We start from the raw sequence: 12,382 nt of genomic DNA on the forward strand, positions 1-12,382 counted from the left end.
CGTCTGTGAATGCACTTTAGGTAGCTGGGGTTAACGATGTGTAAGAGTGTAGCCCAGAAGCGGCTCAGGTCCAGACTTGGCGTGGATAAAAATGCGGGCGTGGCCAATATGCCGGTATTTCCAGAGGATAGACGCCTTGAGGCGAAAGAAATCGGGAGTAAAAGTCCGGAAGGTCCTTCTTATTTCATCCTGAAACGTCTGCAAATTGACGAAGGGGCAACACACATCGGCCCGGCTGATTCTCAGCCGGGCCGATGTCGTTGTGCAAACGGGGAAACTACAGCGCCAGATGCGCGGTTCGCGTCAGGACTTCCCGCCCGAATAGACGGTCAGATGTCCGACCTTGCGCTCCGCACCGGTCGGCAGGGGCGGCGTCGGCATGGCCATGCCTTCGGCCGTGAAGCGCGGCAGGATCGGATTGAGTGTCGCTGCCGGAGAATCCACGAAATAGGGCCGCTCATCCGGCCAGACCAGGCGAAGGCTGCTGACGGACTGGCTCAAAATGGGATGCAGGCCGATCCAGTATGGTTTTTCCATGGGGGTACAGCTGCCCAGCACCCGGATCCTGCCTTCGCCGGGAACGTTCAGCGGAACCAGCAACATTTCCATTTGCAGGATCTGTCCGCGTTCCGTGTGGCCATTGATGCCGATCACGGCGGCAGCGGCGTCTTCGGTTATGGCGGCAAGCAGGCTTTCCAGCGCCTCACGGTCTTTCACGTTCCAGCCGCGCAGGAAGTTGCGGCCCTTGAGCTCCCGGCAATGCGCGGAACACAGACGCGTTCCGGCCAGGCGGTAGCGCACGTCCTTCGGGCCATTCGTTTCGAGAATGAAAGTGTCGCCGAGCAGGCCACGGATTTCACCCGGATCGACTTCGCTGCGGTTCGGCGCGGGGCGGGCGCCGCGAAGATTGTCCCAGTAGTTGTAAAGAGTTTGCGTTACGCCGTGTTTCATCTGGTTCGCCTCTTTCCCATTCTTGCGCCCGGTGTTTCGTCCCAAGACAGTGTCTGTTTCAAAACGGGACGAAAATGTTTCCCTGTTGGTTTTTGACCTCTACAAAGCAGGGGGCGTGCCAAGTGCTGGCGGATCGAAAGTGAACAGTCAGGCCGGGAATTAAGGTTAATTTTCAGTAAAGCTTGTTTTGCGGCATTTGGGCTGGCAGCTTAACAATCAGTTCATACAAACAGCGGGTGGGAGGAACCTGGTGTTGCAGGTCAGGCTGCGGGCCGATAGGACAGCCGCCAAAAGCTGCCACGGTAAAACAAGCGCCGACCAGAGTGAACAATTGTCCTGAACGGGCGTCGTGGGGACGCGACCGGTTTTGGGGGGCATCGCAAAGCGCTGGCAACCTTCTGGGTGGCCGGCGCTTTGTATTTTCCGAGCCCTTTGGGCAAGGGAACCGGCAAATCAAATTCACCATTTCCCGGTTTCCCGGCATCCGGCGGTCGAACCGCTCTTGTTTTGTCTTCGATCTGGCTTAGAAGAAAGACACGAAAGGCAGAGGATCCATGAACGTTTACCGCATCGATGAAGAACGCGCCCGGCGCGAGCAAGCCCAGAAGGAAAAGCGTCCTCAACGGCCGTCCGGTCCGCCTGTCTTCAATTTGCCGAGCGTCATTGTCTGGCTGAGTGGAATTCTGATTGCGATCCATGTTCTGCGGGAAATGATCCTTCCGGTGAACCTGTCCAATCTGATCGTGGAGCTGTTCGCCTTCTGGCCGGTGAAATACGCCTATTTCAGCAGCCTGCCGCCGCTGGATCTCGTCTCCAGCCTCTGGGCCTTCGTCACCTACAGTCTGCTGCATGGCGGTGCCATGCATATTATTTTCAACCTGCTCTGGATGGTGATTTTCGGTAGTGCTGTCGCCAGACGGTTCGGTGCCGGACGCTTTCTGGTGTTTTCGGCCGCCTGTTCGGTTGGGGGCGCGTTTGCTCACCTTGCGACCCATTGGGGCGAGGGGGCACCGATGATCGGTGCGTCGGCTGCCATCTCCGGCCAGATGGCGGCCGCCATCCGTTTCGTGTTCGAGCGCGGAGGGCCGCTAGGGGCAATCCGCAACAACGATCCGACCGCCTATTTCGTTCCGGCTCAATCCCTGTCGGAATGCCTGCGCGACCGGCAAGTTCTTGTCTTTGTTGCTGTTTGGTTCGGGCTCAACCTGTTCTTCGGCCTTATGAGCGGGCCCATCGCGGGACAACCGGCCAGTGTTGCCTGGCAAGCCCATATCGGCGGCTTCGTCGCCGGCCTTGCCCTGTTTCCGTTCTTTGACCCGGTGCCGCAGCGGCGGAATTCCTGAAGTCAGGCTCAAGAGCCCACAAGACGCAACGTCAATAGTTTGCGCGGCCAGATTTTTTTGCCATGATACCTTCAAGACTGGAGGGCGTCCTGCCGGATTCGGATGGACGTCCGGCCCCAGTTGGTGCGAAGGTGGTCGAGTAGCCGGATAAACTCTTTGCGGAGACCGGTTGGGAGACTGCATTCAGGTCGATCAACTGTAGACGTTTGATCGCTTCCGATTGAGCGTCGGTTGATCAGGTCCGGTAAAACGGACCGATTGATGCCATGGGAGGTGATTGAATGACCGTAGCCGCAATCCTGAGTGGGAAAGGCCACGAAATTATCACAGCGCGCAGCGACGCGTTGCTCAGCGAAATTTGTGAAACCCTGGCAAAACACAAGATCGGTGCTGTGGTTGTCTCCGATGATGATGGTGCCGTGAATGGCATTGTATCAGAGCGGGACATCGTTCGTGTCATCGGTACACAAGGTGTGTCCGCGCTGAAAACGCCGGTTTCCAGTGTCATGACCAAAAAGGTTATTACCTGCACCGAAGAGAACAACATCAACGAAGTCATGGCCCACATGACACAGGGCAGATTCCGCCACATGCCCGTCGTGAAAGACGGAAAACTGACCGGAGTGATCTCCATCGGTGACGTCGTGAAATTCAAGATTGCGCAGGTTGAGCTCGAAGCAGAGCAGATGCGCAGCTACATCACGATGGCTTGAGCGAAGCTGCTTTCGAACCATGACATCCCGGCGCGTGCGAAACGCGGCCGGGGTGATCGACTGAGAAACTGTTGATAATCGCCGGCAGGGTTCCGACCTGCTTCAGCTCTTGCCGTAAACCTCGTCGGGATCATAAACCCGTTCGGTTTCAACGCGCTCCAGACGCACCGCGCCATCGCTGCTCTTTACGGTTTTTCTGTAAAAGCAGGAGCGGTATCCCACGTGGCAGGTGGCACCGTTTCCAGCGACTGAAACCTTCAGCACCAGGGCATCCTGATCGCAATCGGTGAGGATCTCGTGGACGGTCTGGATCTGGCCGGAGGTTTCACCCTTTTTCCAGTAACTTTGCCGCGACCGGCTCCAGTACCAGGCTTCGCCGGTCTCGATTGTCCGCTTCAGGGCTTCGGCGTTCATATAGCCCACCATTAGCACTTCGCCTGACGTCACATCGGTGACGACAGCCACAATCAGGCCGTCCCGGTCGAATTTCGGCATCATCAGGTCGCCGTTTTCGACCGTTTGCTTGTCGGCGCGTTCAGTCAGGTGAGTGTTGCACATGGGGGAAAGCCCTTGCCGTCTTTTTAAACGCAAGGGCTGGAAAGTCAGGCGCCCTTGCTGCGCACCAGAGACATGAATTTCGCCTGCTCGGCAGGATCGTCCTGGAAAACGCCGGTGAACTGGGTGGTGATCGTGGAGACACCGGGTTTCTGGACACCGCGCATGGTCATGCACTGGTGTTCGGCTTCCAGCATCACGGCCAAGCCACGCGGGGCCAGCGCGTCGTCAATGACCGATACGATCTGCGCAGTCAAGTTTTCCTGCGTTTGCAGACGCTTGGCATAGATGTCGACAACGCGTGCCAGTTTGGAAAGCCCGACCACGCCTTCCGCCGGATAATAGGCGATATGCGCCTCGCCGATGAAAGGCAGCATGTGGTGTTCGCAATGGGAATGGAACGGGATGCCGCGCACAAGGACAATGTCCTTGTAGCCGCCCACGTCTTCGAATGTCCTGGCCAGATGCTCTGCCGGATCTTCAAAGTAGCCGCCGTAAAGCTGGCTCAGCGCCTTGACCACGCGTTTGGGTGTTTCCACCAGACCTTCACGGTCCGGGTCGTCGCCGGTCCAGGCCAGAAGCGTTCGCACTGCAGCTTCAGCTTCTTCACGGCTAGGCCGTTGCAATTGATCCGGTGTCTTTCTTTCGAATGTTGTTTCTACCGGCTTGAGGACAGCGTCCATGGGGATCCTCGCAATTTTACCCTTGTCACTCGTCATACGGCGCTCACTGATGCACAGATCAGATGGCTCGGGCTTTCAAGCCGCGGACCATTATCATACTCCATACAAAAAGCGAACGCGCAGTTTCTGAGTGGGAAGAGCCGGTTTCCAACCTGCATGCGACATGCGAGAAACCAACTGCGACCACTCTGCCCCTTGCGAATTTGCTGTGGCATCTGATGTATATATAGGAAAGCAGTGCGCCATCAATGTGTCGCGCGTCACAGGCTTTCACGAAGAGGCGAGTTATGCTTGACGACATTTACAATGCGAAGATCCTCGACTTCGCCGGAAACATCCCGCGGGTCGGTCGTCTCGGCCAACCGGACGCCAGCGCGAAAGCCCATTCCAAACTTTGTGGATCGACCGTGATTGTGGATCTTTGCATGAAAGACGGAGTGGTCACGGACTTCGCTCATGACGTCAAAGCCTGCGCGCTTGGCCAGGCATCCTCCTCGATCATGGCCCGGAACATCATCGGCGCGAGCGGGGCTGAACTGCGTGAGGTCCAGAAATCAATGCGCGCAATGCTGAAGGAGGGCGGCGACGCACCTTCTGGTCGTTTTGAAGATCTGAAGTTTCTGGAACCTGTGCGCGAATACAAGGCCCGGCACGCGTCAACGATGCTGACGTTCGATGCCGTTGTCGATGCGCTCGACCAGATTGAAGCCAAGAAAAAGGCAGACGGTGCCGCGGCATGAAGGCGCTCGCCGCAGATTGCGTTGGCCCTGCGCTGTGGCGCGTTGGCAATGGCGGGGCGGAAATGAATGTCTTGAAGGCAGGAGCGGCCAATACTCGGCGAGATTGGATGATGGCCAAACTATCCTCTTCCGGATGGCATTCGAACGCTGCCTTTGAACATCGATAATGTGCAATAGCCACGGCCCCAAAAACACACCTCAAAACCGGCTTGGCCCAGGCGGAATGATCGCAATCGCGCTGATCTGGGTCTACCGTCATTCCCTGTCTCTCTTCATGGGGCGCACCTGCCGCTATGCGCCGACCTGTTCGGACTATACCGAGCAGTCCATCCGCCGCTTCGGCTTCTGGGCTGGAGGCTGGATCGGCCTGTCGCGTGTTCTCAGATGTAACCCTTGGGGGGCTTCCGGTTTCGACCCGGTCCCGGACGCCTTGCCGCCGGATGCACGCTGGTTTTTGCCATGGCGTTACGGTCATTGGACCGGCAAGCACATTCCGCGGGAACACCGGTTGGACTGAGCGCTGTATCAACCAGTTGTTGACCTGACGTTAGGTCAATGCAACGCTTGCTTCTCATGCCAGTAGGCGGAGGGAAGAATGAGCGTACGCGACTTCCATTTCATAATGATCAAGCCAACTCATTATGACGACGATGGCTACCCGATCCAGTGGCTTCGTTCTGCGATACCGTCCAACACACTTGCCAGTCTGAACGGACTGGCAGAAAACGCGCGGAACCGTGAGGTGCTCGGAACGGGCGTCCGCATCCATCTTCACACCTTTGATGAAACCAACAAACGGGTTCGTCCGGACAAGATCGCCCGGCAAATCCGAAAAGCGGGCGGATCTGCGCTTATTGCGCTGGTCGGGGTTCAATCAAATCAGTTTCCGCGCGCCGGCGACCTTGCGCGCACTTTCCTGAAGCAAGGCCTCCCGGTTGCCATCGGCGGGTTTCATGTCTCCGGCTGCATTTCCATGCTCGATGAAATGCCGGAAGAAATGGTGCAGCTGCAAAAGGAAGGGGTCGTCTATTTTGCCGGCGAGGCCGAGGACGGGCGGTTGGACGACATCTTCCGCGATGCGTTTTCTGGAGATCTGAAGCCGCTCTACAACTTCATGGCGGATTTGCCGTCGCTGGAGGGGGAGCCGACACCGATCCTGCCTTCCCAGCACATTCGCTTCACGGCCGGATCGCATTCCAGTTTCGATCTTGGCCGCGGCTGTCCGTTCCAGTGTTCCTTCTGCACGATCATCAACGTGCAGGGCCGCAAGAGCCGGTTTCGGTCAGCCGATGATCTGGAGCAGATCTTTCGCGACAACGTCGCGCAGGGCATCGACCGCTTCTTCATCACCGACGACAATTTCGCCCGCAACCGGGAATGGGAACCCCTCTTCGACCGCCTGATCCGGTTGAGGGAGCAGGAGAACTTCGACATCAAGTTCATCATCCAGGTGGATACGCTCTGCCACCGGATTGACGGTTTCATCGAGAAGGCGACCCGGGCCGGGGTGAACCGGGTCTTTATAGGTCTGGAAAATATCAATCCGGACAACCTGCTTGCTGCCAAAAAGCGGCAGAACAAGATCACCGAATACCGCGAGATGCTGCAGAAATGGCGGGCGCACGGGGCGACCACCTATGCCGGTTACATCATCGGGTTTCCAGGGGACACGAAAGAGTCGGTCCTGCATGACGTCGAGATCATCAAGAAAGAGCTTCCTCTCGATCTGCTCGAGTTCTTCTACCTGACACCATTGCCGGGTTCCGAGGATCACAAGGTGCTGCTCGACAAAGGCATCTGGATGGATCCCGATCTCAACAAGTATGACCTCAATCACCGGGTGAACCATCACCCGAAAATGAGCGACGAGGATTGGGAGGACGCCTATCGGCAGGCCTGGGCGAGTTATTATTCAGATGGCCACATCGAGACGGTGCTGCGCCGGGCCGCTGCACACCGCAAGGGCCGTCCGGGCAATAAGCTGTTTCTGATGATGTGGTTCAAGCTGATGGTCGAATGCGAGGGCGTTCATCCGCTGGAGGGCGGTTACTTCCGCCTGAAATTCCGAACCGACCGACGCGGTGGCCTGCCGCTTGAAAATCCGCTTACCTTTTATCCGCGCTATCTGGCTGAAATCGTCGCCAAACATTGGACCTATCTGTCCGCCGTCTGGCGGGTTTACCGGATCTACCGGAAGGTCAAGGCATCGCCTGACAGGCGGACCTATTCCGACCTTGCCATCGCGCCGATGAACCGGAGCGAAGAGGAGGATCTGGCGATGATCCGGGAAACGCGTGGCGGTACGGAAGCGGTTGCCAAACAGCTTCGCGATGCAGCGCTCTCCAAGGCCGGTAAGGATCGGGCAAAGGCGGCTACGGCCTTGTGAGTGATAGGGGGAGCCTTGCGCCGAAGGAGCCGCCAGCCAGAGGTCATTCCCAGTGCCGCAATGATGATCTCCGCGGTGGCGACAAGGACAACTGAGGAACGTATTTTCCCTTGTTTCCTGCGTTTTGGAAAATGTGTTGCCGCTGCGAAAATTCTCGAAGACAGCAGGCGCAAATAGGTGTATTTCGCAAAGGCCGCCGACCGGTCCGCGCAGCTTTAACACTGCCTCAGGACCGTCGCCAATTTTGGATGGAGACCGGGCGCGGCACACCGGACACTGGGTCTTTCTAGGCACCATGGACAAGGCTTTGCCCCAGGCCGAAACCGGGGACACTTTCATTCGCATTGCCGAGCCCGGCGACCTTGCCGAATTGTTCCGCATTGAAAACGCCGCCTTTGCCGGGGATCGCATTTCCCGGCGAAGCTTCAAGCGTTTTCTGGACAGCCCCCGCGCACGGCTTCTGGTAGCCATCGGTCCGAACGGGCTGGTCGGTTACGCGTTGCTGCTTTTGCGCCAGGGCACGGCGCTGGCAAGGCTATATTCGCTGGCCGTCGATCCTGTCTGCCGGGGGCAGGGGCTCGGGGCAAAGCTCTTGAAAGCGTCCGAGGCTGCCGCCTTCGACAGCGAGCGCATTGTGCTGCGGCTTGAGGTGCGGGCGGACAACGAGACCGCCATCGCGCTTTATCAGCGTGGCGGCTACCGCATGCTTGGCAAGGTGGAGGCCTATTACGAGGACGGCTGCGCTGCGCTGCGCATGGAAAAGCTGCTGCATGGTCCGGTATTGGGCACGGGAAACGCTCCATATTATTCCCAGACCACCGAATTCACCTGTGGACCTGCCTGTGCGCTGATGGCGGCACGGCATTTTGACCGGTCCGTGCCGGCAGAACCCTTGACCGAGCTTACGCTCTGGCGGGAGGCGACGACGATCTATCTCGCCTCGGGGCATGGTGGCTGCGGCCCGTTTGGGCTTGCCAATGCCTTGGCGCGGCGCGGGCTTGCCGTTGAGGTTCGGCTGTTTCCCGATGATCTTCTGTTTCTCAACTCCGTCCGCGACCCGGAAAAGCGGAAGGTGCTGACACTGGTTCAGGAAGGCTATCGCACAGAAGCCGAAGAGCTTGGCGTTGCCCGTTCGGAAAACCCTTTGGAAGCAACGGCCCTTGCTGCCGAGATTTCAGCCGGAACGCTGGCGATCGCGCTCATCTCCGGCTACCGCATGTTTGGTCAAAAAGTTCCTCATTGGGTGCTCGTGCACGACGCGGACGACCGCCACCTGATCATTCATGATCCGTGGCTGGAGCGAGAGCGCCATGAAAGCCCGGCGGATGCTGCCAATCTTCCGATTCCCTTTGCCGAATTCGACCGCATGGCCCGTTGGGGCAGAACCGCGGTCCGTGCTCAAATCCTGATACGAAAGGACGCCTGATCCAATGTCTTCCTGGGTCATTCTGGTCGACCACCTCAAAGATCTCTCCAACACGGATACACCGCACAAGGTCATGACCGTGCGTGAGTACCTGACGCATCCAAAACTGTTTGCCGGTGCCAAGCCGACCATTCTCAACCTGGCCCGGTCCTACGCCTATCAGGGCGCGGGCTATTATGCGTCTCTTTTGGCCGAAGCGCGCCAGCACCGGGTGGTGCCGGTTGTCGAGACCATGATCGAACTGTCCCGCAAGCAGCTCTATCAGCATGCCTTGCCGGAACTTGAAGACCGGCTGAACCGCTGCCTGCGCAAGATGGCGCCCGAAGCTGCCGGTGCGGTTACAAGATTGCTGGTCTACCTCGGCCAGGTCGGTGATCCCGCGCTTGAACCGTTCGCCCGGCTGCTGTTCGACTGGTTCCGGGCACCGGTGCTGGAAGTGCTCTTGGAAGAGGGCGAGTGGCGCAGCATCAAGCGGATCCGCGTGTTGGCGGTGAACGATCTTGAAGCGGAAGAACGTGCGCATTTTCTGGCTGCGGTGGAAAGCTATACGACACGTCCCTGGCGGGCTCCGAAACAACGCGCCTTGATGAAGTATTCCATGGCTGTTCTTTCCGACCCCAAGGAAGAATTGCCGCCGTCTTCCATCGCCTCGCTGAAGCACATGGCCAAGGTGGCCGCGCGCCACGGAGTTGAAGTCGTGCCTATCGGGAAGGGCGATCTCGACAAGCTGGCGCAATACGACGCCCTGTTCATTCGCGAGACCACCAACATCGACAATCACACCTATCGGTTTGCCCGGCGCGCCGTGCAGGAAGGCATGCCGGTGATCGACGATCCGGTGTCGATGATCCGCTGTACCAACAAGGTCTATCTGACCGAGCTTCTGGCAAGCCACGGCATCGCGACGCCCAAGACCATCGTCCTGTCTTCCCTGAAAGAAGCGGGTGACCTGGAGGCCAGGCTCGGCTCACCCATCGTTCTCAAGATCCCTGACGGCTCCTTCAGCCGCGGTGTTTTCCGGGTGACGGGTGCAGACGCCATCAAGGAGAAGCTGAAAGAGCTTTTCCAGGAAAGCGCCATTCTGCTTGCCCAGGAGTATTGCCCGACGGATTTCGACTGGCGCATCGGTGTGCTGGACGGCGAACCGCTGTTTGCGTGCCAGTATCTGATGGCCAAGAAACACTGGCAGATCGTGCGGCACGAGACCGGCAAGAAAGCCGTCGAGGGCGGGTTCAAGACTGTTTCCATGGCCGAAACGCCACCGGCGGTCATCGATATCGCCGTACGGGCAGCCCGCCTGATTGGGGATGGTCTTTACGGGGTCGACCTGAAGGTGATCGGAGAGCGGGTGGTGGTCATTGAGGTCAACGACAATCCCAATCTCGATCACGGGGTTGAAGATCTTGCCGAAAAGGATGCTGTCTGGGATCAGCTCATTCGCTGGTTTGTGCGCCGCCTGGAGGCGCGTTAGAGCAACACCGGACCCAGATTCAAGGAAATGCTTCGGAAAAGGTTGCCGGATTAGTTTGAATCCCTTATGCCCGGCTCGTTCCATTTCCTTTGAACAGCTTACCTGCCTTGTCTGCAGGAGTGAGCAGGAGAAAACCGATGATTGAACTTACTTTCCCCGACAATTCCGTTCGCGAATACGAGGCAGGCACCACTGGTCTTGCCGTCGCCGAAGGCATTTCCAAGTCGCTGGCCAAAAAGGCCGTGGCCATGACCCTCGACGGGGAACTGCAAGATCTCACCGACCAGATCAGCGGCAATCACCAGATCGAGATCGTCACCCGTGACGATCCCCGCGCCCTTGAACTGATCCGTCACGATGCCGCCCACGTCATGGCTGAAGCCGTGCAGGAGCTGTGGCCCGGTACCCAGGTGACCATTGGGCCGGTGATCGAAAACGGCTTCTATTACGACTTCAAGCGCGTCCATCCGGACACGGGCGCCGACTGGCCGTTCACGCCGGAAGAGCTGCCGGTCATCGAAAAGAAGATGCGCGAGATCATTGCCCGGGGTGCCCAGTTCACCAAGGAAGTGTGGAGCCGCGACGAAGCCAAGCGTTATTTCGCTGCCAAGGGCGAGGACTACAAGGTCGAGCTTGTCGACGCGATTCCGGAAGGTCAGGACCTCAAAATCTACAAGCAGGGCCAGTGGCTGGACCTGTGCCGTGGCCCGCATATGGTCTCCACCCGGCAGATCGGCGATGCCTTCAAGCTGATGAAGGTGGCCGGTGCCTACTGGCGCGGTGACAGCAACAACGAAATGCTGACGCGCATCTACGCAACGGCCTGGCACAGCGAGAAGGAGCTCAAGGCCTACCTTCATATGCTGGAAGAGGCCGAAAAGCGCGACCACCGTAAGCTGGGGCGGGAAATGGACCTGTTCCACTTCCAGGAAGAAGGCCCGGGCGTTGTCTTCTGGCACCCGAAGGGCTGGGACATGTTCCAGAGCCTGATCGCCTACAAGCGCCGGGTTCTGAAGGATACCTACAAGGAAGTGAACGCGCCGCAGGTGCTGCACACGTCGCTTTGGGAAACCTCCGGTCACTGGACCTGGTACAAGGAGAACATGTTCTCCGTGCAGTGTGCCGATCCGGAAGCCGAGGACGAGCGCATCTTCGCGCTGAAGCCGATGAACTGCCCAGGCCACGTGCAGATCTTCAAGCACGGGCTGAAGAGCTACCGCGATCTGCCGATGCGCCTTGCCGAGTTCGGCATGGTGCACCGCTATGAACCGTCGGGTGCTCTGCATGGCCTGATGCGCGTGCGCGGCTTCACCCAGGACGATGCCCATGTCTTCTGCACCGAAGAGCAAATGGCGGACGAGTGCCTGAAGATCAACGATCTGATTCTGTCGGTCTACAAGGACTTCGGCTTCGACGAGATCGTGGTGAAGCTGTCCACCCGTCCGGAAAAGCGCGTGGGCACAGACGAGGCGTGGGATCATGCCGAAGCGATCATGTCCGATGTGCTGAAGCAGATCGAAGCTCAGTCAGGTGGCCGGGTGAAGACCGACATTCTGCCGGGCGAGGGCGCTTTCTACGGTCCGAAGTTCGAATACACCCTGAAGGATGCCATCGGCCGTGAGTGGCAGTGCGGCACGACGCAGGTCGATTTCAACCTGCCGGAGCGTTTTGGGGCCTTCTATGTCGACAAGGACGGCGAGAAGAAGACGCCGGTGATGATCCACCGCGCCATCTGCGGTTCCATGGAACGGTTCCTCGGCATCCTGATCGAGAACTTCGCCGGGCACTTCCCGCTGTGGTTCGCTCCGCTCCAGATTGTGGTCGCGACGATCACCTCGGAAGCCGATGACTACGGCCAGGAAGTGGCGGATCTGCTCAAGGCGAAAGGTCTCAAGGTCGAGACCGATTTCCGCAACGAGAAGATCAACTACAAGGTCCGCGAACATTCGCTGGCCAAGGTTCCGGTGATCATCGTGTGCGGGATGCGTGAAGCCGAGGAGCGGACCGTGAACGTTCGCCGTCTTGGCTCCAAGGACCAGACCCCGATGGGGCTGGACGAGGCGATTGCAGCGTTTGTCGAAGAAGCGACGCCGCCGGACCTGAAGTAAGGTTTT

The 12,382-nt window shown here is 58.5% G+C and carries 11 protein-coding genes; 8 read left to right on the forward strand and 3 right to left on the reverse strand.

Annotated elements, in window-relative coordinates; all coding sequences use genetic code 11:
• Positions 1 to 303: 303 nt before the first annotated feature.
• Positions 304 to 951: a PAS domain-containing protein gene (locus FMN63_RS23430; protein WP_148586542.1), complete on the reverse strand. Its 648-nt coding sequence runs from the start codon at positions 949 to 951 to the stop codon at positions 304 to 306.
• Positions 952 to 1,505: 554 nt separating this feature from the next.
• On the opposite strand from FMN63_RS23430, the gene FMN63_RS23435 reads away from it, so the two are divergent.
• Positions 1,506 to 2,294 carry a rhomboid family intramembrane serine protease gene (locus FMN63_RS23435; protein WP_148586543.1) on the forward strand — a complete coding sequence of 263 codons (789 nt, stop codon included), beginning with the start codon at positions 1,506 to 1,508 and terminating at the stop codon, positions 2,292 to 2,294.
• A 281-nt stretch (positions 2,295 to 2,575) separates the two neighbouring features.
• The gene (locus FMN63_RS23440) at positions 2,576 to 3,007 is read left to right on the forward strand and encodes a CBS domain-containing protein (RefSeq protein ID WP_148586544.1); all 432 of its coding nucleotides are present in this window, start codon (positions 2,576 to 2,578) and stop codon (positions 3,005 to 3,007) included.
• A 102-nt stretch (positions 3,008 to 3,109) separates the two neighbouring features.
• Here FMN63_RS23440 and hisI read toward each other — a convergent pair whose 3' ends face one another.
• Together hisI and folE are read right to left on the reverse strand one after the other, a co-directional pair.
• Positions 3,110 to 3,565 carry a phosphoribosyl-AMP cyclohydrolase gene (gene hisI / locus FMN63_RS23445; RefSeq protein ID WP_148586545.1) on the reverse strand — a complete coding sequence of 152 codons (456 nt, stop codon included), beginning with the start codon at positions 3,563 to 3,565 and terminating at the stop codon, positions 3,110 to 3,112.
• Between the two features lie 44 nt (positions 3,566 to 3,609).
• The gene (folE, locus tag FMN63_RS23450; protein WP_148586546.1) at positions 3,610 to 4,245 is read right to left on the reverse strand and encodes a GTP cyclohydrolase I FolE; all 636 of its coding nucleotides are present in this window, start codon (positions 4,243 to 4,245) and stop codon (positions 3,610 to 3,612) included.
• A gap of 287 nt (positions 4,246 to 4,532) precedes the next feature.
• Between folE and FMN63_RS23455 the strand changes: the two genes are divergently transcribed.
• The 6 genes from FMN63_RS23455 to thrS all read left to right on the forward strand — a co-directional run bounded on the left by FMN63_RS23455 (position 4,533) and on the right by thrS (position 12,376).
• Positions 4,533 to 4,985 carry an iron-sulfur cluster assembly scaffold protein gene (locus FMN63_RS23455; protein ID WP_148586547.1) on the forward strand — a complete coding sequence of 151 codons (453 nt, stop codon included), beginning with the start codon at positions 4,533 to 4,535 and terminating at the stop codon, positions 4,983 to 4,985.
• A 223-nt stretch (positions 4,986 to 5,208) separates the two neighbouring features.
• On the forward strand, positions 5,209 to 5,502 hold the full coding sequence (gene yidD, locus FMN63_RS23460) for a membrane protein insertion efficiency factor YidD (protein ID WP_205514254.1): 294 nt from the start codon (positions 5,209 to 5,211) through the stop codon (positions 5,500 to 5,502).
• 78 nt (positions 5,503 to 5,580) lie between these two features.
• Entirely contained in the window at positions 5,581 to 7,371 is a 1,791-nt protein-coding gene (locus tag FMN63_RS23465; protein WP_148586549.1) for a B12-binding domain-containing radical SAM protein, read from the forward strand.
• 244 nt (positions 7,372 to 7,615) lie between these two features.
• Positions 7,616 to 8,797 carry a peptidase C39 family protein gene (locus tag FMN63_RS23470; RefSeq protein WP_209001283.1) on the forward strand — a complete coding sequence of 394 codons (1,182 nt, stop codon included), beginning with the start codon at positions 7,616 to 7,618 and terminating at the stop codon, positions 8,795 to 8,797.
• Between the two features lie 4 nt (positions 8,798 to 8,801).
• Positions 8,802 to 10,268, forward strand: coding sequence for a RimK family ATP-grasp domain-containing protein (locus FMN63_RS23475; RefSeq protein WP_148586551.1), 1,467 nt, complete (start codon positions 8,802 to 8,804; stop codon positions 10,266 to 10,268).
• A gap of 137 nt (positions 10,269 to 10,405) precedes the next feature.
• Positions 10,406 to 12,376, forward strand: coding sequence for a threonine--tRNA ligase (gene thrS / locus FMN63_RS23480; protein WP_148586552.1), 1,971 nt, complete (start codon positions 10,406 to 10,408; stop codon positions 12,374 to 12,376).
• The last annotated feature ends 6 nt before the right edge of the window (positions 12,377 to 12,382 follow it).

The sequence above is a fragment of the Stappia sp. BW2 genome (assembly GCF_008107695.1).
GTDB lineage: Bacteria > Pseudomonadota > Alphaproteobacteria > Rhizobiales > Stappiaceae > Roseibium.